Below are 26,408 nucleotides of genomic sequence, written 5' to 3' on the forward strand. Positions count from 1 at the left end.
GATCTGACGGCGGCCGCGATCCGAGATCGCCGCCGATCGCGCGCGGACCTCAGTGTGATGCGTCCCTCCCGCCTTCGCCTTCCCATTTGTAGAGCGTCCGACGCCGCTTGCGGGGCGTGTCGGCGCGGATTGTGCGCGCTGTCGTGAAGCGTTCCGCCACCCGAGCGCCACTCGGTGCGGACAACCTCCTTCAATCGTGACAATTATCAATCTACGCTGAGCGAATGGCGGCACAGAGCGAGCACGCGCGATCGGCGCAGGCGGGATATGAGGCGTTGCAGCGCGGCGACGCGGTCGCGGCGCGCGACGCGTTCGAGCGCGTCGCCGCTGCCGGGGTGGCGACGCCGCAGCTGTGGCTGCTGCTTGCCCAGGCGCGCGCCGGCACGGGGGCCGAGCGAGGCGCGGTGGCCGAGGCGCTGGATCGCGTGCTCGCCGCCGAGCCGCGCCACCGCCAGGCACTGGTGCTGCGCGGCGATTATGCCGAGGACGATCGCGCCGCGTGCTCCTTCTACGCCCTGGCCTTGTCGGGGGCGCCCGAGGCCGAGCGCGCGCAGCCGCTGCTCCGCGCCGCGCAGGATCGGCTCGCGGCGGCGTCACGACGCTTCGCCGACCATCTGCGCGCCGAGGTGGCGGGCGCGGACGCGGGCCCACGCTTCACCGAGGCGGTGGCCCTGGTGACGGGCGAGAAGCAGCTCTACCTCCAGCAGCCGACCAGCTTCTTCTTCCCCGGCCTGCCGCACCGCCAGTTCTTCGACGCGGTGGAATTCGACTGGGCGCCCGCGCTCGTCGAGGCCGCGCCGGCGATCCGCGCCGAGCTGGAGGAGTTGATCGCGAGCGGCAGCGGCTCCGCACCCTATGTGCAGGCCGACCCGACCCGCGCCAGCCGCGGCCATGCGCTGCTCGACGATCCGCGCTGGAGCGCCTTCCACCTGCTCGAGAACGGCGTGCCGCATGCCACGAACGCGCCGCGCTGCCCGGCGACGCTCGCCGCGCTGGCCGCCGCACCGCTGCCGCACATCGCGGGGCGCTCACCGATGGCGCTCTTCTCGCTGCTGCGACCGCACACCCACATTCCGGCGCACAACGGGATGCTCAACACGCGGCTGATCGTCCACCTGCCGCTGATCGTGCCCGAGCGCTGCCGCCTGCGCGTCGGCAACGACGAGCGCGCGGTGCGCGCCGGCGAGCTGATGATCTTCGACGACTCGATCGAGCACGAGGCGTGGAACGACAGCGACGAGCCTCGCGTGGTGCTGCTGTTCGAGATCTGGCGCCCCGAGCTGACCGCGGCCGAGCGCGCCGGGCTGACGACGCTGTTCGGCGCGGTCGGCCTGTACGAGGGCGGGCAGTAAAGGAGTTCTTGGCCCGCTGCTTCTCGCGGGCGCACGCTGCGGGCGCGCTGCCCCTCACATCCGAGGACGGAGGCGCGGTTTCGCGCTCACAATCCCGCCAGTACCGCCTCACCCATCGCGGTCGTGCTCGCGTCACCGCCCATGTCCGGCGTGCGCAGCCCGCGCGTCAGCGCCGCGGCGACCGCCGCCTCGACACGATCCGCCGCCGCGTCCTGCCCGAGCGAGTGGCGCAGCAGCATCGCCGCCGACAGGATCGCGGCGCACGGGTTGGCCTTGCCCTGCCCCGCGATGTCGGGTGCCGAGCCATGGATCGGTTCGTACAGCCCCTTGCCCGCGCCATCGAGCGCGGCCGAGGGCAACATGCCAATCGAGCCGACGCACATGCTCGCCTGGTCGGAGAGGATGTCGCCGAACAGATTGCCTGTCACGATCGTGTCGAACGCGCCCGGGTTGCGCACCAGCTGCATCGCGGCATTGTCAACGTACATATGGGTCAGCTCGACCTGGGGGTAGTCCGCCGCCACCTCGATCACCACGTCGCGCCACAGCTGCGAGGTCTCGAGCACATTGGCCTTGTCGACCGAGCAGAGCTTGCCGCGCCGCTTTGCCGCGGTCTCGAAGCCGACGCGCGCGATGCGGCGCACCTCGTCCTCGTCGTAGCGCATCAGGTCATGCCCCTCGCGCTTGCCCGCCGACGTGGTGCCGCGCCCCTTGGCGCCGAAATAGACATCGCCGTTGAGCTCGCGCACGATCACCAGGTCGATCGCGCGCGCCACCTCGGGTTTGAGCGTCGAGGCGTCCGCCAGGCCCGGGAAGATCCGCGCCGGGCGCAGGTTAGCGAAGGTGCCGAGATGCTTGCGAATGCCGAGGATCGCCTGCTCGGGGCGCAGCGCACGCTCGAGCGAGTCGAACGCCGGGTCGCCCACCGCGCCGAACAGCACCGCCGCGGCGCGATCGGCCAGCGCGAGCGTCTCGGGCGGCAGCGGGTGGCCGCTGGCGCGATAGGCCGCGCCGCCGACGGGCGCCTCCTCGAACCGCAGTCCGAGGTCGAGCGCCTCGAGCACGCGGCGCGCCTCGCGAGTCACTTCGGGGCCGATGCCGTCGCCGGGCAGGATCGCGATCAGGGTGGAGTCGGTCATGCCGCACCGCATGGCGCGGCGCGCGCGCTCACGCAACCGCCCGCGCGAGCCGCGCCACCAGCCGCTCGCGCGCGGCGAGCAGGTCACGGCGGCGGTCGACCAGCACGTCGCGCGCGAGGAAATGCCCGGTGAGCGCCAGCGCGGCGAGCACCTCATCCCAGCTCGCGACGCCGCCCGAGAGCAGGAACGGTGGCAGCACGAGCAGTCGCGCTTCGTAACCGAGCGCGCCGGCGCGGCTCACCGCGGCGCCGCTGCGCGGGCTGACATAGGTCAGATCGTCGCGCGCGCCGGTGACAGTGCAGCCGCTCAGGTCGAGCCCGAAGCCGAGCTCGGCGAGCAGCAGCAGCTCGTAGCGGGCGACGCTGCCGGCCCAGCCCTGCGCGCTCGGCGCCGCTTCGATCGCGTCGAACACAGCGGCGAGCGCGTCGTGCAGCCGCGGATAGGGCTGCGCCTCGGGCAAGGCGCCCGCGGTGAGCGCGCACAGCCACTCGATCGCCGCGGCAGGCAACGGCTGGGCGAACAGCGGCGCGCGGCTATGCACCAGCTCGACGGTGAGCGCGGCGAGCTGATCGTCGCTGCGCGCGCGCCAGTCGCCGCGGACGACGTTGCCGGGCTGAAGCGATGGGCGCAGCCGACGCGAGTGCCCGCCGCGGACGTAGCCGGGGCGCACCCCGTCGTCGCGGGTGAAGCCGCGCACCACCGCGCCATGCTCGCCGTGCGCGCGGGCGGAGAGGACCAGAGCGTCGGCGGCGAGGTGCATGACAGCGAGATAGGCCGCCGTGTGCGCCGCCGACAGCCCCTAGCGCGCGTGATAGAAGTCGTAGACCTGCTGCGCCACCGCCGCGCTCACCCCCGGCGCCTTGCGCAGGTCCTCCAGGCTGGCGTTGCGCACCGCGCGGCCGGTGCCGAAATGCATCAGCAGCGCCTTCTTGCGCGCCGGGCCGATGCCGGGGACCTCGTCGAGCGGGCTGGCGCCGATCGCCTTGGCGCGCTTGGCGCGATGCGCGCCGATGGCGAAGCGGTGAACCTCGTCGCGCAGCCGCTGAAGATAGAAGAGCAACGGCGAGTTGACCGGCAGCGTCAGCTCGCGCCCGTCCATCAGGTGGAACACCTCGCGCCCCTCGCGGCCGTGGTGCGGCCCCTTCGCCACGCCGACGAGGCACACGTCCTCGATCCCGAGATCCTCCAGCACCGCCTTGGCGGCGTTGAGCTGGCCGCGGCCGCCGTCGAGCAGCACCAGGTCGGGCCAGGCCTCGCCGTCGCGGTCCGGGTCCTCCTCCAACGCGCGCGCGAAGCGGCGCTGAAGCACCTCGCGCATCATCGCGTAATCGTCGTCGGTCGCAGCCTGCTTGATGTTGAACTTGCGATACTGGCCCTTACGGAATCCCTCCGGCCCCGCGACCACCATCGCGCCGAGCGCGTTGGTGCCCTGGATGTGGCTGTTGTCGTAGACTTCGATCCGGTCGGGCGAGTCGCCCAGCTCGAACAGCTCGGCCAGCTCGCGATGCAGTCGCGCCTGCGTCGTGCTCTCGGCGAGGCGGCGCTCCAGCGCTTCCTTTGCGTTGCGGCTCGCCTGATCGAGCAGCCGCTTGCGCACGCCGCGCTGGGGCACGGTCAACTCCACCTTGCGCCCGGCCTGCTCGCACAGGGCCTGGGTCAGCAGCTCGGCCTCGGGCAGCACGCGATCGATCAGGATGGTGCGCGCGGGCGGCACCTCCTCGTAGAATTGCATCATGAACTGGGTGAGCACCTCGTCCTCGGGCACCTCGGTGGTGTGCGCGGGGAAGAAGCTGCGGTGACCCCAGTTCTGGCCGCCGCGGATGAAGAAGGCCTCGATCCCGATCAGCCCCTCGTGGCTGGCGAGCGCGAAGATGTCGGCGTCGCCCACCCCCTCCGCATTGATGAACTGCGTCCCCTGAATGAAGGTGAGCGCCTTGAGCCGGTCGCGCAGCACCGCGGCCAGCTCGAAGTCCATGTTCTCGGCCGCCGCCTGCATCTGCGCGCCCAGCTTGGCCTGGACGTCGGTGGCCTTGCCGGCGAGGAACTTCTTGGCGTCGCCAACCAGATCGGCATAGCCCGCGGGGTCGATGCGGCCGACGCACGGCGCCGAGCAGCGCTTGATCTGGTACAGCAGGCACGGCCGGTCGCGTGTCTTGAAGAAGCCGTCGGTGCAGCTCCGCAGCAGGAACAGCTTCTGCAGCGCGTTGAGCGTGTTGTTGACGCTGCCCGCGCTGGCGAAGGGGCCGTAATAATCGCCCTTGGCGCGACGCGCGCCGCGGTGCTTCTGGATGCGCGGGAAGTCGTGGTCGGCGCGCAGCAGGATGAAGGGGAAGCTCTTGTCGTCGCGCAGCAGCACGTTGTACGCCGGCCGGTAGCGCTTGATCAGCTGCGCCTCGAGCAGGAGCGCCTCGGCCTCGTTGTTGGTCGTCACGATCGTCATCGACCGCGTCTGCGAAACCATCCGCTGGAGCCGCTTGGGCAAACGCTCGACCTGGACGTAATTGGCGACGCGATTCTTCAGCGCGCGCGCCTTGCCGACGTAGAGTACGTCGCCCTTGGCGTCGTGCATGCGATAGACGCCGGGCTTAAGCGGCAGCGTCTTGAGCACGTTGCGGATCGCCGCCTCCCCCGCCTTCAGGTCGGGGGCGTCGGCGCCGCGGATCGTGAAGGTGGCCTGCTCTTCGTTGAAGCGGTCGGGTGGGCCGTAACTGCCGTTCATCGCGTGCGATCTAAGGGCTGGGGTGGCGCGGGACAACGGGGTGCGCGCGCGACGTCCGCCTCCCACGGCAGTCAGAAGAAGAGGAAGCGGACCAAACGCCGCCCGCCCGCTACTTCCCCCCGCCTTTCACCCAATCGCCGATCTTCGCCTCGAGCACCGGCATCGGCAGCGCGCCCGTGTCGAGCACCTGCGCGTGGAAGGCGCGCGCGTCGAAGCGCTCGCCCAGCTTCGCCTTCGCATCCGCCTTGAGCCGCGAGATCGTCAGCTGCCCGATCTTGTACGCCAGCGCCTGCCCCGGGATCGCGATGTAGCGCTCCACCTCGGCGGTCGCGTCGGTGCGCGCCATCGGCGAGTGCGAGAGCATGTAGTCGATCGCCTGATCGCGCGTCCAACCCTTGGTGTGGATGCCAGTATCGACCACCAGCCGCATCGCGCGCAGCATCTCGTCGTTGAGACCACCCATGCGCTGATACGGGTCCGTCTCCATGCCCAGCTCGGGCCACAGCGTCTCGGCGTACAACGCCCAGCCCTCGACATAGGCAGTGTTGCCGCCGAAGCGCATGAAGGCCGGCAACGACTCATTCTCCTGCGCGAGGCTGATCTGGAAGTGATGCCCCGGAACCGCCTCGTGCAGGTACAAGGTCTCCATCTCCCACATGTAGCGGACGGGGAGGTCGTAGGTGTTGTAGTAGAACACGCCCGGCCGCGAGCCGTCGGGCGTACCCGACTGGTAGGAGCCGCCCGCGTCGGTCTTCTCCTTGAACGCGGGCACCGGGCGGATCTCGAGCGCGGTCTTGGGAATCAGCGAGAATTGCTCGCGCACGCGCGCGTCGATCCGCCGCCCGATCGCCTCGTAGCCGAGCCGCAGCTGTTCCTTGGACGACGGCTGGAAGCTTTTGTCCTCGCGGAGGAAGGTGAAGAAGTCGGCGAGCGAGCCGGTGAAGCCGACCTTGGCCTTCTGCGCCTCCATCGCGCGCGTGATCCGCGCCACCTCGCTGAGGCCGAGTTGGTGGACCTTCTCCGCGGAAAGCGGCAGCGTCGTGTTCGACTCGATGAGATAGGCGTAGAGCTTGTCACCGCCGGGCATCGCCGAGAGGCCGACGCTGTCGCGCGCGACCGGCAGATACTCTTTCTCGAGGAAGTCGCGCATGCGCCGCTGCGCCGGATTGACCACCTCAGTGATCTGGCGCGTGTAGGCGGCGCGAAGACGTGACTGATCCGCCGCCGGGATCGCGGTGGGGAACGTCTTGACCGGACCGTACAGCGGCGAGGCAGCGGCGCCGCCCTCGAGCAGATGGTCAAACTGCGCGATCATGTTGCGCACCACCAGCTTAGGCTGGACGATGCGCGCGCGCATGCCCTCGCGGAAGCGCGTGATCGCCTGGTCGAGCAGCTCGGCGTAGCGCGCGTTGCGCTTCAGATTGTTGTCATAGTCGGCGACTGTGTTGAACGGCGCCGCGCCCTGCCCGGAGGCCAGCTCGGGGTAGAAGGTCTGCAGCCCGTAGAAATGATCGAGCGGGCGAACGATGTTGAGCGCGACGAGATCGGGCGCGAGCCCGCGCAGGTTGACCGAGCTCTGCTGCTGGAAGACGTCGTAGGCGATCTGGTCGGTGCGGGTGAGTTTGGTACGGTCGATCCGCGCGAGCGCGGCGAGGTCGCTCTGCGCGGCGGCACGCTCGGCGGCGATGTACGAGTCGGAGAAAGGGTCGCCGAGCCGGTCGGCGTAGCGCAGGTCACCGCGGAACAGCGCGTTGACCGGGTTGCGCTTCAGCGAGGCCTCATCGCTCGCGGCGAACAGCGCCTTGAGCTTGGCGTCCTCGGCGGAGTCGCCGGGCGCGGCGGCGGTGGGAACTGCCTGGGCGAGCGCGGGCAGCGGCGTGGTGACGCCGGACGCGAGCAGCAGGGCGACGGCGAACGAGCGCGACATCAGGTGACCTCGGGTGTGGAATGGTGGTGAGCGGTTCGTCATGGCAGAGCGAGGCGCCGTGATGCACCGAAGTGCGTACTCGCACCATCCACCTTCCGTCATCCTGAAATCGTTTCAGGATCCACGGCACGGCGCTCTCAGCTGCCGCGGCACTCGCGGGACAGTGAAGCCTGAAACGTCAAGGATGACGCGGGTTCGGGGACGAATACAGCGTACACACACTGAACGCAGCCAATGACATGCGCTCGGCCGGCACGGACGCCGCCATGCTCCGGCGAAAGTTGGAGCCCCGGATCGCGTGCGAGCTCTTGGTGGCCCCAGGCTCCTGCGCCCGCAGGAGCATGCTAGCGGCGGAGGGACGCGCCAGACGCCCCTCGTCGCTCAGTTGAGCCGCCCCACCCCGGCGATGGCGCGGTCGACCAGCGCCTTGTCGCTCTCGGCGCCGTGGCGCTCGGCGATCAACGCCGCCGCAGCGGCAGCGGCGGCCTCGGCGGTCCGCGCGCGTACCTCGGCGATCGCGGCGCGCTCGGCGGCGGCGATCTTGTCCTCGGCCATGCGCGCGCGGCGGTCCATCAGCTGCTCGGTGTCGGCCTTCGCCTTGGCGACGATCTCCGCGGCCTCATGATGCGCGTTCTCGCGCATCTTGGCGGCATCGGCCTCGGCCGAGCGCGCGCGCGCGGCATATTCGTCGCGCAGCGCCTCGGCCTCGCGACGCAGCGCCGCGGCTTCGTCGAGCTGGCGGCGGATCTCGCCGATGCGCTTGTCGAGCATCGCCGCAATCGTCTTCGGCACGCGGACGATCACCATGCCGATCAGGACCACCAGAGCGGCAATGCCGACCCAGCCGGTGTCGTTGAAGCCCAGCGCGGTCGGCGCGACGTGATCGCCCGCGCCGCCATGCTCGGTCGAAGCGGCATAGCCGCTGCCGTTGGCGAGATCGTGCGACTCCAGCCCCTCGGAGGCGGGCCCCTGGGTGGGATGAGCGGGGGCGTTAGCCATGGTTCAGCTGCCTACGCACCGCCTCGTTGGCGGCCTCGGTGGGAACCGCGACGCCGGCGAGGCGCTGCACCAGCTCCTGCGCCGCCTCGGTCGCGATCGTCTGGACGTTGACCATCGCCGCCGCCTTGGCGTTCGCCACCGCGACGTCGTGGTGCGCGACGCGCTCGGCGAGGTCGGCGTCGGCGCTGCGGAGTTGCGCCTCCGCTGCGGCCGCGGCACGCGCCTTGGCGGCGGCCACCTCGGCCTGCGCGGCGGCTCGGGCGGCATCCATGTCGGCGTTCCACGCCGCCTCGGTCGTGTCGGCCGTGACGCGCGCGCTTTCCGCGCTCGCGAGGTCCTGCGCGATCTTCGATTCACGCAGGTCCATCACGCCCTGCACCCTGGGCACCATCAGCTTGCCGATCCCGAAGTACAGGAGACCGAAAGTGATGAGCAGCCAGAAGATCTGCGAGGCGTAGGTGGCGGCGATCTGACTGATTTGAGGCATGGTGATCCGCTATCCTTGTGCCCCGCCCGGTGGTCGGGCGGGGCTGGTCCGTCGGCGTGAGCTTACGCGACGAACACCAGGATGATCATCGTCACGAAGGCGAGCAGGCCGAGCAGCTCGGCACCCGCGAAGCCGATGAAGAGGCGGCCCTGCTGGCCGTCGGCGGCACCCGGGTTGCGCAGCGCGCCCTCGAGGAAGGCGGCGAACACGTTGCCCACGCCCAGCGCGGCGATGCCCATGCCGATCGCGGCGAGACCGGCGCCGAGCAGCTTGGCGGCGTTTGCGTCCATGTCAGTAACTCCCGTTCAGAAACAAAGGTTGGTGTGAAAACTCAGTGCAGGTTGACCGCGTCGTTGAGATAGACGCTGGTCAGCAGCGCGAAGACATAGGCCTGGATCGCCGCGACCAGCAGTTCCAGCAGCGTGATCCCCAGCATCAGCACGAAGCTGGGCACGGTGATCAGCACTGCATAGCCCGGCCCGAGGTTGATGCCGTTGATGACGAAGGCGGCGAGCACCTTGAGCAGGATGTGCCCCGCGGTCATCGCGACGAACAGTCGCAGGCCCAGCGAGAAGGGACGCACCAGGAAGCTCATCAGCTCGACCACGAAGATCAGCGGCACCATCAGCGCCGGGGTGCCGTGCGGCACGAACAGGCTGAAGAAGTGGAAGCCGTGACGGCCGAAGCCGACGATCAGCACGATCGAGAAGCTGATGATCGCCAGCACGCCGGTGACGGTCAGGTGGCTGGTGACGGTGAAGGGGTGCCAGCCCGGCACGATGCCGACCGGCATCAGGCCCAGGATGTTGGCGAAGAGGATGAACATGAACAGCGAGAAGACATAGGGCACGAAGCGCTTGCCCTCGGGCCCGACGTTCGACGTCAGCATGTTCTGGACGAAGCCGGTGAAACCCTCGACCGCGGCCTGCCAGCGGCCCGGGACGAGCTCGCGCTTCATGCCGCCGAGCATGAACAGCCACAGCACGACCAGCGTGATGACCATCCACAGCGCGGAGTTGGTGAACGACACGTCATAGCCGCCCACGATCCAGCGCTGACCGAGCACGGGCTCGATCAGGAACTGGTGCATCGGATCGATCTTGCCGCCTTCTGCCGCCACGTGCTGGTCCCTGCGCCTATAACATAGATCAAGCGCCCGGATCGTCCGGACGCTTGGTCGTCAACCGAATGATCTGCCTGAACGCCACGCCGATCCCGAGGAACAGCATCACGATCAGTACCCAGGGCGTCGTGCCGAACCAGCGGTCGAGGAGCCAGCCGATCAGCGCCGAGCCGACGAGACTTCCGATGAGGGCGGTGAGCACGCGGTTGCCGAGCGCATAGCCCGCATCACCCCCGTCGCGCACAGCCCCCGTGCGAACCGCCTCGTCCCGGCGCGCCTGCCTCAACCGATCGTCGAGCGAAGTCAGGCGCGGGTCCGCCGCGTCGTGGAAATCCTGTCCGGGGCCGTTCTCCGCCACGCCGCCACCCTCGCCCTGAAGTTCGTTGACCAGGAGAGAGTGCGCGCGAGCGGCGAGCAGCCCCGCCAAGGCGCCGTCCGGTTAGCCGGGGGGTCCCGGGGTGTCAACCTGTGTGGACGCGGGGTTAACGGAGGTTGCGCAGCGCCCTGTCGCGATCGCGGGTCACACGCAGCGCGAGTCGCGCTGCGGCGCGCCGGCGCCGCGCGTCTGCCAGCTGCCGTCGGGCGCCTTGTACTTCTCGCCCGGCTGGGTCTGCGCGATCAGGTTGCAGCCGCTGGTGAAGGCGAGCTGCTCCACCGTCGCGCCGCTGGCCTGCGCCTTCTGCGTATAGGCCGCCTTGCGCTGGATGTTGATGTTGCTCACCAGCGCGCGCAGCTCGGCACTGCCGCCGCCGACCACGCCGAGATAGCCGTCGGGCTGCTCGCCGACCTGGCCGGCGGCGCGCGCCGCGGCGTAAGCGGGATCGCGCTGCGCCAGCGCGGCGGTGGAGAGGCCGGCGAGCGTCACCGCACCGGCGAACGTCAATAAGGCCTTCATCGTCATCCCCTTCAGAAGATCCCCGGGTTCTGCTGGATCAATGTCTTTGCCTCATTGTCGAGGCGATAGACCACTTCCTGCGTCACGTTGATGTTGAGGTTTATCTGGATCGGCTTGTCGGGCGCGGAGATGTTCACGCACCCCGCGGTGGCCGCCACCAGCGTCGCCGTCGTCATCGCGGTCAAGATCGGGAGGCGCATCGGGTTCGTCAATCCTTCTTCGGTTCTGTCACGGGGGCGCTTGCGGGAGCCTGAACGGCGCCGCCGCGGCGGTTCTGCTCCTCGATCAGCGCCTGGAGGTTGCGCTTTACCAGCCGCTGCGGGTCGTAGAAGCTCGCCGCCGAGTCGATGAGGCCGCGGAACGGCGCGCGGATAGTGATGTTGAAGCGGATCGGCAGCCGTGTCAGGCGACGCAGCAGGAAGTTGCTCTCCGCCCCCTGCCCCTGCCGGATCCCGGCGAAGCGCACGCCCGTGACCATCTCGCCCGCGAGCGGCCCGTTCATCTCCACCGCCAGGTCGCGATAGGTCAGCGACCGCAGCGACTGAAAGGCGAGATTGCCCCAGAAACCAAGGTCCTTCTCGGTCAGCTCGCCGAGATAGGCGATGCTGCCGCCGCCAGCGCGCGCGACCAGCCGCCCGTCCTCGATCCGGCCGCCGCTCGCGTCGAACAGCATCGGCAGCACGCCGTCGAACGTGCCGGTCGCGCTCAGGTTCTTGAAGTCGAACTGCTGCAGGAACTTGCCCGCGTCCATCCGGTCGACGCGGAAGGTCAGCCGGCGCGACTGGTCGGTGCCGAAATCGAGCAGCGTCGGCTCCAGCGTCAGCGTCCCGCCAGCGAACGGCCACCGCCCTTCGGTGACGCGGACGCGCGTGTTCGGCAGCGTCTGGTAGATGATCCGTCCGTCGGTCACCGGCACGCCCGGGTTGATCGAGCGCACCGTCGCGACCTGGTCGGGCGCGCTCTCCAGCGCGAGCAGGTCGGTGAAGCGGATCGTCCCCGCCACGCCCTCGACCGGGCCGAACGCGGCGGCGAGATCGGTGCCCGGCGTGGTGAAGCTCCCGGTGCTGGTCACGCCGTCCGGGCTCCAGGTTATGTCACCCGCGCCGTTCACCGTCCCGCGCACGTCCGCGATCACCCCGAAGGTGAGTCGGGTGAGCTTCTCGGGCTGGAGCTTGTCGCCGAAGGTGATCCCCGGCACCGCGAGATGCGCGCTGCCCGTGCCGGCGGCGAGCCGGTGATCGATCGTGACGTCGGCGACCCTGGTACCGGTCCCCGGCTCTTGGAGCGTGCCCGCGGCGGTGATGGCGCCGTCGCGCAAGGTCAGCCTGACATCGCGCGCGGCGAGCGGTTCGAAGCGCGCGGGCGTGGCCTGATCGGCGACGGTGAGCGCCCCGTCCAGCGCGAGGGCGCCGCCATCGAACCGCCATCGCCCGTCCGCCGCGCTCATCACCAGCGGCACGTTGGCGATCGCGCCGCCCGCCCCGGTGAAGCGCCCCGTCACGCCGTCGCCGCCGAGCGCACCGTCGAGCCGTGCGGCGTCGATCCGGGTGACTCGATCGGGCGGGCCGATCAGCGCCATCAGGTCGCTCACCGCGAAGCCGCGATCGGCGAGCCGCAGCCGCGCGTCGCCAGCCGTGAGCCGCAGCGGCGTACCACCCAGCGCACCGTGCAGCGCCAGCCGCTCGATCCGCACCCCGCCGCTCACTTGTCCGTCCGTCACCCGAACCAGCGCGCCGGTGAGCGGGCAGAGCGTCAGCGCGGTGCGGTCGAGCGCCAGGCTCGACACGACGAGACGATCGAATCGCAGCGGCGCGCAGCCCGGCACGAGCGTCAGCCCACCGCCGCGGCCGAGCAGTGCGTCGAGCGGCAGGCCGAGCCGCTCGACGCGCCCGCCCGGAAGCGGCCCCGACAGCGTCGCGCTGGTGCGAAGCCGGACGCCATCACGCGTGGACGAGAAGGTAAGCGGGGTAAGGTCCAGCACGGCGCCATGTCGGGCGTAGCGCGCGATCGTCGCTGTGCCTTCCACCGCCGCGCCCGGCGCTGCCTGCGTCAGCCGCACCTCCGTCGCGGGCAGCCCTCCGCCGCCGAGCGTCAGCCGGCCGGCGAGTCGCGGCCCCGCGGGATGGCCGAGCACGATGCCGCCCTCGTCGAATGCCGCGCGCGCGCCGGTGGCCGCGACAATCTCGGCGCGGTCGATGGTCAGAAGCGTCGTCGCCCCGCTCGCCAGCGCCAGATCGGCGGTGACGCGCATCCGCCGCGCCGCGGTGTCGAGGTCCTGCGCGAGCGCGTCGGCGAGCGGCGCCAGCGGCGTGCTGACCGTCGCGTCGCGTAAGATCCGCAGCCGCGCCCGCTCTTTCGACCCGAGCGCCACCGCCTCGGCGTCGAGCCGGCCGGCGATCGTCGCGCCGCGCCCGGCGAGCCGCCACGTGCCGGTGAAACGGGTCGCGCCGCCGCTCGCCGTTGCCGCGTGCAGCCGCGCCGCGGTGAGGGCGAGCGTCCCGCCGCTGCGCTGCGAGTTGCCGGCGAAGCTGACGGTCCCACCCAGCCCGTCGAGCCGCCCCACCGCCGCGGTCACCCCCGCCGCACTCAACCGCGCACTGCCGCGCGATTGGTCGAGCGCGGGCGAGAGCGCGGCGTCGAGCGTGACGGTCGGCGCGACCAGCTGCGCGTCCGCACAGTCGAGTGCCGCGGCCCGGACCGGTCCGACGAGCCGTGGCGCGTTGTCCACCACCTGCACCGACACGCGCGCGTCGAGCCCGCGCAGCGCGCAGCCGCCCGCGTCGAGCAGCGGCGCGGCGGCGAGCAGACGACCGCTGAACCCGCCGTCGAGCCGCCCGCGCCCGTTCAGCCGAAGTGCCACCTTCCCCTGCGGCGTCGACAACGCGACCCGTGCGTCGGCGACGTCGAGGTCGATCGCCGGCAGCGCGAAGCCGCCGCCCGAGCCGGCGGGCAGCAGCCGGTCGATCGCGCCGAGCGACAGCTTGCCGTCTGCCAGCCGCGCCGACAGGCGGACGCGCCCCGCACGCACGCCGACCAGCTTCGGCCCGGCGAGACCGATGTCGGTCTCGGTCTCGACCCAGTCGGCGACGAGATCGGGTGCGCGCGGGTCGCCGATCACCACGCCGGTCAGCCGCTGGCGGCCGAAGCCCAGGTCCTCGATGGCGTAGCGGCCGGCGACACCGCGTCGCGCCAGCTCGCGATCGATCACGCGAGTCGCGATCGGCACGCGCGACAGCCACAGCGTCGCGCCCCCGGCGAGCGCTAGTCCCGAAACCGCGATCAGGGCGCGACGACGCGCGCTGGTCACCTCGGATCTCCGTCGCGCGTCATTCGATCGCCAGCATAGGCCGCCGCGCCTGCCGCGCGCAATTGCGCACGATCGCGCGCTCGCCTAGGCGACCCGCGATGGTCGACGAAGAGATCGCCGCGAGCGACGTCCAGGGCCACCGCAAGCGGCTGCGCGAGCGGTTGCTCCTCGATCCCGACGGGCTGCACGATTATGAGTTGATCGAGTATCTGCTCGGCCTCACGCTCCGGCGCGTCGATACCAAGCCGATCGCCAAGGAGCTGCTGCGTCGCTTCGGCAGTCTGAACGCCCTGATGAACGCGGATGCGATGGCGCTGACGCGGGTGGAGGGCCTCGGTGACGTGAGTGTCGCCGCGCTGCGCATCGCGCGCGCCACCGCGCTCCGCCTGCTGCGGGAGCGCGCCACCGCCGCGCCGATCCTGTCGAACTGGCAGGCGCTGGCGGACTATCTTCATGCCGATATGGCGCACGACACCATCGAACGGTTCCGTGTGCTCCATCTCAATACGCGCAACATGATCATGCGCGACGAGGTGATGGCGCAGGGGACGATCGACCAGGCCGCGGTGCACGTGCGCGAGGTGATCAAGCGCGCGCTCGACACCGGCGCGGCGGCGCTGATCCTGGTCCACAACCATCCCTCGGGCGATCCCTCGCCTAGCCGCGCCGACATCGACATCACGCGCGCGATCGTCGCGGCGGCGCGACCGCTCGGTATCTCGGTCCACGACCATGTGATCGTCGCGGGGTCGGGGCAGCTGAGTCTGCGCGGGCAGGGGCTGATCTGAGCGACCGCCGCGCCATTTGCCCCCCACGCCGCACGCTGCTACCCGCCCGCGCATCTTCCCGCCTCGCTCCAGGACCGCGCGCATGATCCCCCGCTATTCCCGCCCCGAGATGACCGCGATCTGGACGCCCGAGGCGCGCTACGCGATCTGGTTCGAGATCGAGGCGCACGCCACCGAGAAGCTCGCCGAGCTCGGCGTCGTGCCGCAGAGTGCCGCCGACGCGCTCTGGGCGTGGTGGGCGACCAAGCCCGCGATCGACGTCGCCGCGATCGACGCGATCGAGGCCGTGACCAAGCACGACGTGATCGCCTTCCTCACCTGGGTGGCGGAGCAGGTCGGCGACGAGGCCCGCTTCATGCACCAGGGCATGACCTCGTCCGACGTGCTCGACACCACGCTCGCGGTGCAGCTCGCGCGCGCCGCCGACCTGCTGCTCGCCGATCTCGACCGCCTGCTGGCGGTGATCGAGCGCCGCGCGCGCGAGCACAAGCTGACGCCGACGATCGGGCGCAGCCACGGCATCCACGCCGAGCCGGTCACCTTCGGGCTCAAGCTGGCGCAGGCCTATGCCGAGTTCGCCCGCTGCAAGACCCGCCTGATCGCGGCGCGCACGGACATCGCCACCTGCGCGATCTCGGGCGCGGTCGGCACCTTCGCCAACGTCGACCCACGCGTGGAGGAGCATGTCGCCGCCGCGCTCGGCCTGGCGGTCGAGCCGGTGTCGACCCAGGTGATTCCGCGCGATCGCCACGCCATGTTCTTCGCGACACTGGGCGTGATCGCCGGATCGATCGAGCGCGTCGCCACCGAGGTACGCCACCTGCAGCGCACCGAGGTGCTCGAGGCGGAGGAATATTTCTCGCCGGGGCAGAAGGGCTCGTCGGCGATGCCGCACAAGCGCAACCCGGTGCTGACCGAGAATCTGACCGGGCTGGCGCGCATGGTGCGCGGCTATGTCACGCCCGCGCTGGAGAATGTGGCGCTGTGGCACGAGCGCGACATCTCGCACTCATCGGTGGAGCGGTACATCGGGCCGGACGCGACGATCACGCTCGACTTCGCGCTCGCGCGGCTGACCGCCGTGATCGACAAATTGCTCGTCTATCCCGAGCGGATGCAGAAGAATCTCGACCGCATGGGCGGCCTGGTCCACTCGCAGCGCGTGCTGCTGGCGCTGACCCAGGCGGGCGTGAGCCGCGAGGACGCCTATCGACTGGTGCAGCGCAACGCGATGAGGGTATGGGAGTCGGACGGGGCCTTGTCGCTCCAAGAGTTGCTCAAGGCCGATCCCGAGGTAACCGCGGCGCTCTCCGCGGCCGAGATCGATGACAAGTTCGACCTGGGCTATCACCTCAAGCACGTCGACACGATCTTCGCGCGCGTCTTCGGCGCCTAGCATCGCGGCGCCATGGGCGGGCGATGAGCCCGCCGGTGGGGCCCTTCGCCCGCTCCACCTCAGACACTGGCAGTTTGCGTCTGTGGAAAGCTACGCAACGCTACCTCGTCACCCCAGGCACTTCGAAAAGCTTAGGAGAGGCTTGCCCCCGGACTCATCGTGCCGCGTACACCTAGGTCATCTTCGCGGCACCATAAATCCCCGATCAGGTCCGGGATGACGACGGGGCACCAAGCGCACTGTAGATGAGAGCGTCATATCCGATCACCCTGCCTGCGCGTCGGAGGACAGGGCCTCGGCACGCTCAGTCGAGGTAGCGCTCGTCCTCCTCGATCTCCGCGACATAATCCTCTTCCGGCGCGGCGAGCTCGGGCGGCACCACGATCGTGCTCTGCGCCGAGAAGCGTCCCTCGACCTGCGCACCGTTCTCGACCGCCAGCGTGCCGTAGCGGCAGTCGCCGAAGATGCGCGCGCTGCGCTCGATCACGAGATTGTCGGCGTTGATGCTGCCCTCGACCTGGCCGGCGATGCGCGCTGACTTCGCGACGATGTTGCCGCAGATCACGCTCTCCGCGCCCTGGACCAGCGCGGCGCACTCCAGATCGCCGTCGATCCGACCGTCGATATGGATGTCCACCGTCGCCGAGACGTTACCCGTCACCACGACGTCGCCGCCGATCAGCGAGAAGGGCGTGTGCCTGGCACCGGTCGCGGGTGCGGGCGGCACCAGCGCGGCGGCGCGCGTGGGCGGCGGCGGAGGGGGCGGTGCGTGCCGGCTGCCGAACATCGACATGATCATCTTCCTTTCGTGTCGCCGAAGGCGAGGAACGGCTGCGGGTTCACCGCAGTCCCGTGGAGGCGCACCTCGAAATGGACGTGGGTGCCGGTGGACCGGCCGGTTGAACCCATGCGCGCGATGCGCTGGCCGCGCGTCACCTGCTCGCCCACAGTAACGTCGGCGCCGGAGAGATGGCCGTAGCGCGAGGCGATGCCGTTGCCGTGATCGATCTCGATCAGCCGGCCGTAGCCCGCGCGCTCGCCGACGAAGCTGACCTGGCCCGCCGCCGCGGCATAGATCGGCTCGCCGTAGCGGCCGCGGAAGTCGAGCCCGGCATGGAAGGTCGGACGGCCGGTGAAGGGATCGGCGCGCACCCCGAAGCTGCTGGTCTGGCTCGAGTCGCGCGTGGGGCGACCGGACGGCACCGCCGCTGCCGCCTGCCCCACCGCGGCCCAGTGCACCACCGAGGTCGCGAGCGTCTCCAGCTCGGCGGGCACCGCGGTACCGTCGTCGGGCCAGGGGATAAGCGGCCCTCCTTCCGCTCGCCGACCGCGTGCGGCAAGGCGCTCGCCGTCGAGCCCGAGCCTTTGCAGCGCCGCGGTGCGCCGCTCGCGATCGGCGTCGAACGCCCCGGCGAGCCCGCGCGCGAACGCCTGCTGCGCCGCGTCGAGCGCGCCCAAGGTCTTGTCGCCCTCGCGTATAGGCGGCTCCAACCCGTGACGCACTACCGGCTGTCTCAGCTTGGAGGCGACGAGCTGCTCGATCAACCGCTGGCGCCGCAGCAGCTCGCGGATCGCTGCCGTGTCACGTGGCACGGCAGGGGATGGCGCCGCATTCGGGTGAATGACGGTGGGCGGCGGTGTCAGGACCGCGACGCGCGGCTCGCTCCGATCGGGCGCTGGCGCACGCAGGCCCCACACCACCGCGGTGAGCGTGCCGCCGCCCCAGATCAGAAGCACCAGCGCGCCCGCGGCCACGGCCCGCAGCTGCGTCCGCCGCGTGATCCGGGTGAAGCGGACGCGCCCGTCGGAGCGGAGGAACAACTCGCGGTCGACGAAAGTCTGTCGCGACCATGCCGCGATCGCCCGCCACGAGCCGTTCTCCGACAAAAGACGCCATCCCGCCGTTGATCCCGCGACGCGCCTAACAACCGGCCCCGCGGTAAGCCAATCCGTCCCGCGCGATTCTCACCAGAACGGGCCAGCTGCCGGCAATCGACTTCACGAGAACTACTTCAAATACGAGCTAATACTCCGCATCGGCGCGCGGGAACTCTCCCGTGGTTGACGAATCGAACACGCTTTCCCTCAAGGCCACGGGGCGCGACAAGGGCGCATGACCAGAATCCTCGGTGCCGTCCTCGCCGGCGGCCAAGCGCGCCGGTTCGGCAGTGACAAAGCGCTCGCATCGCTCGACGGCACCGCGCTGCTCGACCACGCGCTGGCGAGCCTGGCGCCGCACGTCGCTGCGCTGGTGGTGGTCGGGCGCATATCGGCACCTGTTCCCGTGGCGCCCGACCGGCCGCACCCTGGCCTCGGCCCGCTCGGTGGCGTCGCGGGTGCGCTGGCGTACGCCGCGGCGAACGGCTTCGACGCGGTGCTGACCACCGCCTGCGACACGCCCGCGCTACCTTCGTCGCTCATCGCCGCGCTCCGCGCCAGCGGGGCTGCGCATGCCGCGGAAGCGCCCACCGTCGGCTATTGGCCGGTGACGCTGGCCGAGCGGCTCGTGGCGCATCTCGCCGCCGACGGCGAGCGCTCGATCCGGCGCTGGGCGGCGGGTGCCGGTGTGTTGGCGGTCTGCCCCGGCATCACGCTGGCCAACGTCAACACGCCCGACGACCTGGCGCGGCTCGCGCGCCGCTGAGCCCCGCCGCTCAGCGCGCCGCGGCGACCTCGCGCTCCTTGGCCTCGACCTGGTCGATCAGCGTGAGCACGTTCACGATAAGGACGCGCATCGCCGCGCGCGCCGCCTCGGCGTCGCCCGCCAGGATCGCGTCGCGCACCGCGGTATGTTCGGCGATGCTGGCCGACCGGCCCGAGATCCGGTTGGTGAAACGAATGGAGGTCCGCAGCGCCGTCTCGACGATGTCGCGCAACCGCGTGAAGAACGGGTTGTTCGAGGCGCGCAGCACCGCCACGTGGAAGGCGAGATCGGCGTCGAGCGTGTCGTCCTCGCCCCGTTCGGCGGCGCGCATCCGCTCCAGCCCGGCGCTGATCGCCGCCTGCTGCTCGGCCGTGGCGCGCTGTGCCGCCAGCGCGGCGCCCTCGGGCTCCATCGCGATGCGCAGCTCATTGAACTGGCGCAACAGCTCGATCGAAAGCTTGCGCTCGAGCAGCCAGCGCAGCACGTCGGGATCGAACAGGTTCCACGCGTCCTGCGGGCGCACGAAGGTGCCTTGTTTCGGACGCGCGCCGAGCAGGCCCTTGGCCGCGAGCATCTTGACCGCCTCGCGCGTGACCGAGCGGCTGACGCCGTGGGCCTTGACGATCTCGGCCTCGTTGGGGAAAGGTCGGTCGGCATAGTCGCCGACCACGATCGCGCGCCCGAGCACTTCCTGCAGGCCGTAGGTCAGGTTGCGACCGAGTTCATGCTGCACTGGCGGAGCCCCGTAGCTGACGCGGGCACCGATCGGCCCAACGCGCGACACTAGCTGACCTTATCCGCATCGAGAAGATTAATCATGCATGGGATGGCGCAGCGCGGGACGCGGCTGTCGCATGCACGCCATCAGCAAGGCTTTGATATGATTATACCGCTTTTCTGCTCGCCGGCATTCGGCTAGGTTGCGGATCTACCACGCAAGGCCTTATTCCTGCGTGATAAAATAAGAGAGGAGACGAGATGATCCGCCACCTGCTGCTCGCCGGCGCGACCGCCGCCGGCGCCCTGATCGGGTTGGCGGGAGCGCTTCCCGCGAACGCGCGCGCGATGTGGTCGAAGGACGAGGCAAACCGCTGGTACGGCGGTCAGCCGTGGCTGGTCGGCGCCAACTACACCAACCGCTCCGCGATCAATCAGTTCGAGATGTGGCAGGCCAACACGTTCAACCCGCAGCAGATCGACCAGGAGCTCGGTTGGGCGCAGGCGATGGGGATGAACGTGATGCGCGTCTACCTCCATAACATGCTGTGGGAGAATGACGCCGCAGGGCTCAAGCGACGCATGACGCAGTTCCTCGACATCGCCGAGCGTCATCACATCCGCGTCATGTTCGTGCTGTTCGACAGCTGCTGGGATCCCGACCCGGTCGCCGGGCCGCAGCGCCCGCCGATCCCGGGCGTGCACAATTCCGGCTGGATGCAGGCGCCCGGCGCCGCACGGCTCGCCGACGCCAGCCAGTATGGCAAGTTCGAGGCCTATGTGAAGGACGTCGTCGGCACCTTCGCGCGCGACAAGCGCGTCGCCGCCTGGGACGTGTGGAACGAGCCCAACAACTCGGGCGGCGGCAACTACAAGCCCACCCTGCGCAAGACCGAGCTGGTCGCCGGGCTACTCGGCCAGGTGTTCGACTGGGCGCGCAGCGTCGACCCGACCCAGCCGCTCACCAGCGGCCTGTGGACCGGCGAGAGCTGGGACCGGCAGGACACGCTCGACGCGGTCGAGAAGATTCAAGTCGCGCAGTCCGACGTGATGAGCTTCCACGACTATAACTGGCCCGAGCAGTGGGAGAAGCGCGCGCGTCAGATGGCGAGCTATGGCCGGCCCGTGCTGTGCAGCGAGTATATGGCGCGCGGCAACGGCTCCACCTTCGACGGCTCGCTGCCGCTCGGCAAGAAGCTCAAGGTCGCGATGTTCAACTGGGGCTTCGTCGACGGCAAGACCCAGACGCGCATGCCGTGGGATAGCTGGAAGAAGCCCTACACCTATGAGGAGCCGACGGTTTGGTTCCACGAGGTGCTGCGCGCCGACGGCGCGCCCTATCGCCCAGCCGAGGTCGAGTTGATCAAGCGGCTGACGACCGAGGCCAACGGCGCGCCGCGGTGAGGCGTGGCGCGCCAATCGCGCTCGCGCTCGCGCTGCTCGCCGGCTGCGCGACGCCCGCGCACAACCCGCTATTCGCGGGCGCCGATCCTGCGGTGCTGGTCGAGCATGGCACCGTGCGCCTGTTGCCGACCGGCGGGGGCGACACGCTGCGCGGCTGGGTGCGCGAGCGCGGCCGCTGGCGCGCCGGGCCGCCGCTGATCGCGCTCGCCGATATCCGCTGGGCGCCCGACGGCGCGCCGCGCCACTTCCTCTGGGCGCCCGATATGCTCGCGGCCAACGGTCGCTACTACCTGTATTACGCGATCGGACCGCAGAACCCGACGCCGAGCCGCATCGGCGTCGCCACCGCGGTTAGTCCGGACGGCCCCTTCGTCGACTCGGGACGTCCGCTGCTCACCGGCGGCGCGGGGTTCGAGGCGATCGACCCGGCGGTGTTCGCCGACCCGCGTGACGGCCGGACCTATCTGCTCGCGGGCGGCAGCGCGGGTGCGCGCCTGCGGTTGTTCGAGCTCGCGCCCGACCGAGTCTCGATCGCCCGCGAGCTGCCGGTCACCCAGCCGCCCGACTTCACCGAGGGCGCCTATCTGCACGAGCGGGACGGCACCTATTACCTCTCGTACAGTCACGGCCGCTACGATCACGGCGACTATTCGGTCCACTATGAGACCGCGCCGAATGTGGCCGGTCCCTGGACCTATCGCGGTCGGCTGCTCGCCAGCGACTCGCGCTACAAGGGGCCGGGTCATCACAGCTTCTTCCGCGATCCGGCGGATGGGCGGTGGAAGATCGCCTACCATCGCTGGGAGCATGTCAGCGGCGACGGTCCCTACCGCGGCGAACGCCAGGTCGCGATCGAGACGATCCGCTACCTGCGCGACGGCCGCATCGCGCCGATCCGGATGACGCCTTAAGTTTCTCAGCTCCTGTCCGCTCGCGACAAGGAGCCGAGACGTCGCGCCACCTTTCTCCGGCCGCCACGTTACGTCGCGACGGCTTCCCCTTGCCACGGGGCACAACCGGACATATTGTCCGCTTACAACGACTCGCAGGCCGCCCGCGGATGCTCTCCGCGGGCGGCCTGCTGCTGCTGGACGAGACGACATGGCGGAACAGGCTGCGCACCAGAATGACACGCCTGGGGAGGAAGCCGACAACAAGGACGTGGACCAGCCGGCACCCGCCAAGCGCAAGCTGAGCGGCCGTGCCAAGACGATCCTGATCGCGCTCGCGCTCGGCGCGCTGGCGGGGATCGCGATCTGGTACCTGCGCTACGAGAGTCACGGGAAATATCTGCAGGACACCAACGACGCCCAGGTGCGCGCCGACATGGTCGTCGTCGCGCCGCGCGTCGCCGGCTATGTCGCCGAGGTGTTCGTGCAGGACAATCAGGACGTCCGTGTCGGGCAGCCGCTGGTCCGCATCGACCCGCGCGACTCGCGCGCTCAGGCGGCGCAGGCCAACGCGCAGATCGCGGTCGCCAACGCGCAGGCCGACAGCGCCCGCGCGCAGGTGGAGGAACAATATGCCGCGATCGACCAGGCGCAGGCGCAGCTGACCGCCGCTCAGGCACGTGCCGCGCACGACGCTGCCGAAGTGCGGCGCTACCGTCCCCTCGCCGCGTCGGGCGCGGAGAGCCGCGAGCAGCTCGCCTCGCTCGAGCTCGCCGCACGCCAATCCGCCGACCAGGCGCGTGCTCAGGCGGCCGCGGTGGAGATGCAGCGCCGCCGCGTCGCGTCCTACGAGACCCAGATCCGCCAGGGCTTGGCGCAGGCACAGGCGGCGCGCGCGCAGCTCGCCTCGGCCAACGTCAACGTCGGGGCCACGCTGATCCGCGCCGCGATCAACGGTCGCATCGGCGACAAGACGGTGGAAGTGGGTCAATATGCGCAGACCGGCACGCGGCTGATGTCGCTGGTGCCGCTGGACCGCTTGTACGTCACTGCCAATTTCAAGGAGACCCAGCTGGCGCTGATGCGGCCGGGCCAGCCCGTCGAGATCAAGGTCGACGCGCTCGACGGCATCACGCTGAAGGGCCGCGTCGCCAGCTTCTCGCCGGGCACGGGCGCGCAGTTCTCGCTGCTGCCGCCGCAGAACGCGACGGGCAATTTCACCAAGATCACGCAGCGCGTGCCGGTGCGGATCGAGCTGGAGGCGACCCCCGAGGTGCGGCGCCTGCTCGTCCCCGGCCTGTCGGTGACCGCGACGGTCGACACGATCTCGGCCAAGGACGAGATCGACCGGCTGCGCGACCGTCAGCAGCAGCTCAACCAGCGGGAGCACTGAGGTGGCGAGCGCGGCCGCGCCGCGGCGCGGCGCTTCCCCGAGCTCAGCGCAGGCCGCGCCGCAGCGCGCCGACCTCGCGGCGTGGCTGGCGGTCGCGGCGGGCACGCTCGGCGCCTTCATGGCGACGCTCGACATCTCGATCGTCAACTCGGCGCTGCCGACGATCCAGGGCGAGATCGGCGCGAGCGGCACCGAGGGCGCCTGGGTGGCGACCGCCTATCTGGTCGCCGAGATCGTCATCATCCCGATGTCGGCCTGGCTCACGCGGCTGCTGGGCTTGCGCACCTTCCTGCTGATCGCGGCGGTGCTCTTCACGATCTTCTCAGTGCTGTGCGGCACCGCGGACACGCTGCCGCAGATGATCGTCGGGCGCATCGGCCAGGGCTTCACCGGGGGCGCGATGATCCCCACCGCGCAGACCATCATCGCGCAGCGCCTGCCGCGCGAGCAGCAGCCGATCGGCATCTCCGCCTTCGGCATGACCGCGATCCTCGGCCCGGTGCTCGGGCCGCTGGTGGGCGGCTGGCTGACCGAGAACATCAGCTGGCATTATGCCTTCTTCATCAACCTGCCGATCTGCGCGATCCTGGTGGTGCTGCTGCTTGTCGGATTGAAGCACGAGAAGGCGCAGCTGCACCTGATCGGTGAGGCTGACTGGCTCGGCATCCTCGGTCTGGCGCTCGGACTCGGCGGGCTCACGGTCTTTCTCGAGGAGGGCCAGCGCGAACAATGGTTCTCGTCCGAGCTGATCCGCTACATGGCCGCCATCTCGCTGCTCGGCTTCGCGCTGCTGATGGCGGGGCAGTTCCTCGCGCGGCGACCGATCATCAAGCTGCGGCTGCTGCTCGACCGCCAGTTCGGCTCGGTCGCGCTCATGGGCATGGTGGTGGGCGTCGTGCTGTACGGCACCTCCTACGCCATCCCGCAGTTCCTCGCCGCGATCGCGGACTATAACGCGCTGCAATCGGGCAAGGTGGTGCTGCTGTCGGGCATCCCGAGCTTCTTCATGATGGCGATCGTGCCGATCCTGCTGCGCCACGTCGACGTGCGGATTGCGGTCGGCGCGGGACTATTGATCATGGGGACCTCGGCGCTGCTCGACTCCACGCTCACGATCGACGCGGTCGGCGCCGACTTCGTCGAGTCGCAGCTGCTGCGCGGCGTCGGCCAGATCCTCGCGATGCTGTTCCTCAGCCAAGCAGCGGTGCGCTCGGTGCCGCCGGTCGAGGCGGGAGACGCCTCCGGGCTGTTCAACTCGGCGCGTAACCTGGGCGGCAGTTTCGCGCTGGCGGGGATCTCGGTGATCCAGGACCAGCGCAGCTGGTTCCACAGCCGCCGCATCGAGGAGACGCTCAACGCCAACTCGGTGATGGTGCAGGATTATATGAACGGCACCGCGCAGTCGCTGGGCGGCCGGTCGACCGCGCTGCGCGCGCTCGGCCAGCAGATCCAGGGACAGGCGCTGGTGATGACCTATAACGACATCTTCTGGATCATGGGCATGGGGACGCTGGCGGTGCTGCCGCTCGTCCTGTTCCTCCGCCCGCTACCCAAGGGCGCCCCTCCGGCGGCGACACATTGATGCGACACGCTCCCCTCCCCGCTCTCGCGCTGCTCCCGCTGGCCCTGCTCGGCGCCTGTACCGTCGGCCCCGACTATCACGGCCCGCCCGCGACCGCGGCGGACGCGGTGCAGCGCGGCAGCTTCGTCCGCGCCGCGGACCCGGCGCTCCGTCCCGGGCCGGGCGTGGCACGCTGGTGGGAGGGGCTCGGCGACGCGACGCTGACCGCGCTGGTCGACGACGCGCTCGCGCACAGCCCGACGATCGACGCGGCGCAGGCGCGCATCCGCGAGGCCGGCGCGCGGCTGCGCACCCAGCGCGCCAACCAGCTGCCGAGCATCAGCCCGAGCGCGACCTATCTCCACGCGCGGCTGCCCGGCACCGCGCTCGGCGGCGGCAGCGACGGCAGTGGGGACGCAAGCGGCGAGTCGTCGTCGGGCGGCTCGGACAGCAGCGCAGTCGACTTCTACAATCTCGGCGGCACGGCCTCGTGGGAGCCCGACCTGTTCGGGGCGCGCCGCCGCGGCATCGAGGGCGCACGCGCGACGGTGGAGGAGCGCTTCGCCGACTTGGCCGACGCGCAGGTGAGCCTCTCTGCCCAGGTGGCGCAGGCCTATGTCGGCCTGCGCGACGTGCAGGAGCGGGTGCGACTCAACGCCGAGTCGAGCCGGTTGCAGCAGCGCCAGCTCGAGCTCACCCAGCAGCGCTACGCCGCCGGCGCGGCGTCGCAGCTCCAGGTCGAACGGCTACAGAACCAGCTCGAGAGCACCGACGCGCAGCGCATCCCCCTCGGAGCGCAGGTGGCACAATATCTCGACCAGCTCGCGGCACTGACCGGCCGGACTCCCGGCGCGCTCGACCAGACACTGACGACCGCCATGCCCGTGCCGCTGCCGCCGTCGCAGGTGCCGATCGGCGATCCTGCAGCGTTGATCGCGCACCGGCCCGACATCCGCTCGGCCGAGCGCGCGCTCGCCGCCAGCAACGCGCAGATCGGCATCAACACCGCCAAGCTGTTTCCGTCGCTGAGCTTCCTCGGCATCTTCGGGCTCGGCGGCACCAACATCGGCGACGTCGTCGATCCGAACAAGCTGACCGCGCTGGTCGCACCGATGCTGAGCTGGTCCTTCCTTGACTTCGGCCGCACCCGCGCCGCGATCGACCAGTCCGAGGCGCAACGCGACGTCGCCGCCGCGCAGTACCGCCAGCGTGTGCTCGAGGCGTTGCAAGATGCCGAGACCAGCCTCTCGCGCTTCGGCAACACGCGGCTGCAATATGCACAGTTGCTCCGCGCCGAACAGTCGGCCGCGCGAGCGGCGACGCTCAACGGCCAGCGCGTCGCGGCCGGGACGAGCAACGTCATCGATCAGCTCGACGTCGAGCGCCAGCGCCTCTCCGCGGCCATCGCGGTGGCGCAGGCCAAGGCACAGCTGACCGACAGCTATATCACGGTGCAGAAGAGCCTTGGTCTCGGCTGGAGCGAGGCGACTTCCTCGACGCCTGCCAGTGGTGAGCGATCCGGGCAGAGTGACACGAGCACGCCGCACGCAGGCGGCTGACCGCCAATTTCGCCATGGGTGAGGGAGGCTCGGCCTTCGCGATCGTTCGCCGCGCGGGAAGCGCTCAACGGGACCCCGACATCCTGTCTTCGAGGAAGCGTGCCGGGA

The 26,408-nt window shown here is 70.3% G+C and carries 24 protein-coding genes; 9 read left to right on the forward strand and 15 right to left on the reverse strand.

Going from position 1 to position 26,408, the window contains the following annotated elements; genetic code table 11:
• Nucleotides 1-224: 224 nt before the first annotated feature.
• On the forward strand, nt 225-1,352 hold the full coding sequence (locus FHY02_RS05530) for an aspartyl/asparaginyl beta-hydroxylase domain-containing protein (RefSeq protein ID WP_183920844.1): 1,128 nt from the start codon (nt 225-227) through the stop codon (nt 1,350-1,352).
• 86 nt (nt 1,353-1,438) lie between these two features.
• Here the strand turns inward: FHY02_RS05530 and leuB are convergent, their stop codons facing one another.
• The 12 genes from leuB to FHY02_RS05590 all read right to left on the reverse strand — a co-directional run bounded on the left by leuB (nt 1,439) and on the right by FHY02_RS05590 (nt 13,948).
• On the reverse strand, nt 1,439-2,491 hold the full coding sequence (gene leuB, locus FHY02_RS05535; protein WP_260172639.1) for a 3-isopropylmalate dehydrogenase: 1,053 nt from the start codon (nt 2,489-2,491) through the stop codon (nt 1,439-1,441).
• Between the two features lie 28 nt (nt 2,492-2,519).
• Nucleotides 2,520-3,251, reverse strand: coding sequence for a DNA repair protein RecO (recO, locus tag FHY02_RS05540; protein WP_183920845.1), 732 nt, complete (start codon nt 3,249-3,251; stop codon nt 2,520-2,522).
• A 39-nt stretch (nt 3,252-3,290) separates the two neighbouring features.
• Nucleotides 3,291-5,210, reverse strand: coding sequence for an excinuclease ABC subunit UvrC (gene uvrC / locus FHY02_RS05545; protein WP_183920846.1), 1,920 nt, complete (start codon nt 5,208-5,210; stop codon nt 3,291-3,293).
• 109 nt (nt 5,211-5,319) lie between these two features.
• Complete coding sequence (locus FHY02_RS05550; RefSeq protein ID WP_183920847.1) at nt 5,320-7,137, reverse strand: DUF885 family protein; 1,818 nt, start codon at nt 7,135-7,137, stop codon at nt 5,320-5,322.
• A 381-nt stretch (nt 7,138-7,518) separates the two neighbouring features.
• Nucleotides 7,519-8,136, reverse strand: coding sequence for a hypothetical protein (locus FHY02_RS05555; protein ID WP_183920848.1), 618 nt, complete (start codon nt 8,134-8,136; stop codon nt 7,519-7,521).
• Nucleotides 8,129-8,623, reverse strand: coding sequence for an ATPase (locus FHY02_RS05560; RefSeq protein WP_183920849.1), 495 nt, complete (start codon nt 8,621-8,623; stop codon nt 8,129-8,131). The genes FHY02_RS05555 and FHY02_RS05560 overlap by 8 nt, the downstream gene beginning before the upstream one ends.
• Before the next feature lie 62 nt (nt 8,624-8,685).
• The gene (locus tag FHY02_RS05565; RefSeq protein ID WP_019515901.1) at nt 8,686-8,913 is read right to left on the reverse strand and encodes a F0F1 ATP synthase subunit C; all 228 of its coding nucleotides are present in this window, start codon (nt 8,911-8,913) and stop codon (nt 8,686-8,688) included.
• 41 nt (nt 8,914-8,954) lie between these two features.
• Nucleotides 8,955-9,743 carry a F0F1 ATP synthase subunit A gene (locus FHY02_RS05570; RefSeq protein WP_132909269.1) on the reverse strand — a complete coding sequence of 263 codons (789 nt, stop codon included), beginning with the start codon at nt 9,741-9,743 and terminating at the stop codon, nt 8,955-8,957.
• A gap of 28 nt (nt 9,744-9,771) precedes the next feature.
• Nucleotides 9,772-10,104 carry an AtpZ/AtpI family protein gene (locus tag FHY02_RS05575; RefSeq protein ID WP_183921456.1) on the reverse strand — a complete coding sequence of 111 codons (333 nt, stop codon included), beginning with the start codon at nt 10,102-10,104 and terminating at the stop codon, nt 9,772-9,774.
• Between the two features lie 162 nt (nt 10,105-10,266).
• Nucleotides 10,267-10,647 carry a YdbL family protein gene (locus FHY02_RS05580; RefSeq protein WP_409322248.1) on the reverse strand — a complete coding sequence of 127 codons (381 nt, stop codon included), beginning with the start codon at nt 10,645-10,647 and terminating at the stop codon, nt 10,267-10,269.
• A 5-nt stretch (nt 10,648-10,652) separates the two neighbouring features.
• A complete protein-coding gene (locus FHY02_RS05585) occupies nt 10,653-10,841 on the reverse strand; it encodes a YnbE family lipoprotein (RefSeq protein ID WP_132909268.1) in 189 nt (62 codons plus the stop codon).
• Between the two features lie 8 nt (nt 10,842-10,849).
• On the reverse strand, nt 10,850-13,948 hold the full coding sequence (locus FHY02_RS05590; protein WP_311731777.1) for a YdbH domain-containing protein: 3,099 nt from the start codon (nt 13,946-13,948) through the stop codon (nt 10,850-10,852).
• 98 nt (nt 13,949-14,046) lie between these two features.
• Between FHY02_RS05590 and radC the strand changes: the two genes are divergently transcribed.
• Nucleotides 14,047-14,736: a RadC family protein gene (radC, locus tag FHY02_RS05595; RefSeq protein ID WP_183920851.1), complete on the forward strand. Its 690-nt coding sequence runs from the start codon at nt 14,047-14,049 to the stop codon at nt 14,734-14,736.
• A gap of 82 nt (nt 14,737-14,818) precedes the next feature.
• Nucleotides 14,819-16,132: an adenylosuccinate lyase gene (gene purB / locus FHY02_RS05600; RefSeq protein ID WP_183920852.1), complete on the forward strand. Its 1,314-nt coding sequence runs from the start codon at nt 14,819-14,821 to the stop codon at nt 16,130-16,132.
• Nucleotides 16,133-16,436: 304 nt separating this feature from the next.
• Here the strand turns inward: purB and FHY02_RS05605 are convergent, their stop codons facing one another.
• Nucleotides 16,437-16,925, reverse strand: a complete 489-nt coding sequence (locus tag FHY02_RS05605; RefSeq protein WP_260172642.1) for a polymer-forming cytoskeletal protein — start codon at nt 16,923-16,925, stop codon at nt 16,437-16,439.
• 2 nt (nt 16,926-16,927) lie between these two features.
• Nucleotides 16,928-18,019, reverse strand: coding sequence for a M23 family metallopeptidase (locus FHY02_RS05610; protein WP_183920853.1), 1,092 nt, complete (start codon nt 18,017-18,019; stop codon nt 16,928-16,930).
• Between the two features lie 226 nt (nt 18,020-18,245).
• Here FHY02_RS05610 and FHY02_RS05615 point away from each other — a divergent pair, with 226 nt between their 5' ends.
• Nucleotides 18,246-18,776, forward strand: a complete 531-nt coding sequence (locus tag FHY02_RS05615) for a molybdenum cofactor guanylyltransferase (protein WP_183920854.1) — start codon at nt 18,246-18,248, stop codon at nt 18,774-18,776.
• Between the two features lie 10 nt (nt 18,777-18,786).
• On the opposite strand, the gene FHY02_RS05620 is transcribed toward FHY02_RS05615, so the two are convergent.
• Complete coding sequence (locus tag FHY02_RS05620) at nt 18,787-19,509, reverse strand: FCD domain-containing protein (RefSeq protein WP_311721324.1); 723 nt, start codon at nt 19,507-19,509, stop codon at nt 18,787-18,789.
• A 245-nt stretch (nt 19,510-19,754) separates the two neighbouring features.
• Here FHY02_RS05620 and FHY02_RS05625 point away from each other — a divergent pair, with 245 nt between their 5' ends.
• The 5 genes from FHY02_RS05625 to FHY02_RS05645 all read left to right on the forward strand — a co-directional run bounded on the left by FHY02_RS05625 (nt 19,755) and on the right by FHY02_RS05645 (nt 26,300).
• Complete coding sequence (locus FHY02_RS05625; RefSeq protein WP_183920855.1) at nt 19,755-20,897, forward strand: endo-1,4-beta-xylanase; 1,143 nt, start codon at nt 19,755-19,757, stop codon at nt 20,895-20,897.
• Nucleotides 20,894-21,808 (forward strand): family 43 glycosylhydrolase, encoded by a 915-nt coding sequence (locus FHY02_RS05630; protein WP_183920856.1) that lies wholly within the window; start codon nt 20,894-20,896, stop codon nt 21,806-21,808. Before FHY02_RS05625 ends, FHY02_RS05630 begins: the two co-directional genes overlap by 4 nt.
• 190 nt (nt 21,809-21,998) lie before the next feature.
• Nucleotides 21,999-23,180: an HlyD family secretion protein gene (locus FHY02_RS05635; protein WP_183920857.1), complete on the forward strand. Its 1,182-nt coding sequence runs from the start codon at nt 21,999-22,001 to the stop codon at nt 23,178-23,180.
• Between the two features lies 1 nt (nt 23,181).
• Nucleotides 23,182-24,762, forward strand: a complete 1,581-nt coding sequence (locus tag FHY02_RS05640) for an MDR family MFS transporter (protein ID WP_183920858.1) — start codon at nt 23,182-23,184, stop codon at nt 24,760-24,762.
• On the forward strand, nt 24,762-26,300 hold the full coding sequence (locus tag FHY02_RS05645) for an efflux transporter outer membrane subunit (protein WP_183920859.1): 1,539 nt from the start codon (nt 24,762-24,764) through the stop codon (nt 26,298-26,300). The genes FHY02_RS05640 and FHY02_RS05645 overlap by 1 nt, the downstream gene beginning before the upstream one ends.
• Nucleotides 26,301-26,408: the final 108 nt, after the last annotated feature.

The organism is Sphingomonas sp. BK069, from assembly GCF_014193405.1.
Classification (GTDB): domain Bacteria; phylum Pseudomonadota; class Alphaproteobacteria; order Sphingomonadales; family Sphingomonadaceae; genus Sphingomonas.

Bases quoted from the DNA above. Each gene is read 5' to 3' on its own strand.
- FHY02_RS05530 (WP_183920844.1), top strand. From the start codon at position 225: ATGGCGGCACAGAGCGAGCACGCGCGATCGGCGCAGGCGGGATATGAG.
- leuB (WP_260172639.1), bottom strand. From the start codon at position 2,491: ATGACCGACTCCACCCTGATCGCGATCCTGCCCGGCGACGGCATCGGC.
- recO (WP_183920845.1), bottom strand. From the start codon at position 3,251: ATGCACCTCGCCGCCGACGCTCTGGTCCTCTCCGCCCGCGCGCACGGC.
- uvrC (WP_183920846.1), bottom strand. From the start codon at position 5,210: ATGAACGGCAGTTACGGCCCACCCGACCGCTTCAACGAAGAGCAGGCC.
- FHY02_RS05550 (WP_183920847.1), bottom strand. From the start codon at position 7,137: ATGTCGCGCTCGTTCGCCGTCGCCCTGCTGCTCGCGTCCGGCGTCACC.
- FHY02_RS05555 (WP_183920848.1), bottom strand. From the start codon at position 8,136: ATGGCTAACGCCCCCGCTCATCCCACCCAGGGGCCCGCCTCCGAGGGG.
- FHY02_RS05560 (WP_183920849.1), bottom strand. From the start codon at position 8,623: ATGCCTCAAATCAGTCAGATCGCCGCCACCTACGCCTCGCAGATCTTC.
- FHY02_RS05565 (WP_019515901.1), bottom strand. From the start codon at position 8,913: ATGGACGCAAACGCCGCCAAGCTGCTCGGCGCCGGTCTCGCCGCGATC.
- FHY02_RS05580 (WP_409322248.1), bottom strand. From the start codon at position 10,647: ATGACGATGAAGGCCTTATTGACGTTCGCCGGTGCGGTGACGCTCGCC.
- FHY02_RS05585 (WP_132909268.1), bottom strand. From the start codon at position 10,841: ATGCGCCTCCCGATCTTGACCGCGATGACGACGGCGACGCTGGTGGCG.
- radC (WP_183920851.1), top strand. From the start codon at position 14,047: ATGGTCGACGAAGAGATCGCCGCGAGCGACGTCCAGGGCCACCGCAAG.
- purB (WP_183920852.1), top strand. From the start codon at position 14,819: ATGATCCCCCGCTATTCCCGCCCCGAGATGACCGCGATCTGGACGCCC.
- FHY02_RS05605 (WP_260172642.1), bottom strand. From the start codon at position 16,925: ATGTCGATGTTCGGCAGCCGGCACGCACCGCCCCCTCCGCCGCCGCCC.
- FHY02_RS05615 (WP_183920854.1), top strand. From the start codon at position 18,246: ATGACCAGAATCCTCGGTGCCGTCCTCGCCGGCGGCCAAGCGCGCCGG.
- FHY02_RS05625 (WP_183920855.1), top strand. From the start codon at position 19,755: ATGATCCGCCACCTGCTGCTCGCCGGCGCGACCGCCGCCGGCGCCCTG.
- FHY02_RS05635 (WP_183920857.1), top strand. From the start codon at position 21,999: ATGGCGGAACAGGCTGCGCACCAGAATGACACGCCTGGGGAGGAAGCC.
- FHY02_RS05645 (WP_183920859.1), top strand. From the start codon at position 24,762: ATGCGACACGCTCCCCTCCCCGCTCTCGCGCTGCTCCCGCTGGCCCTG.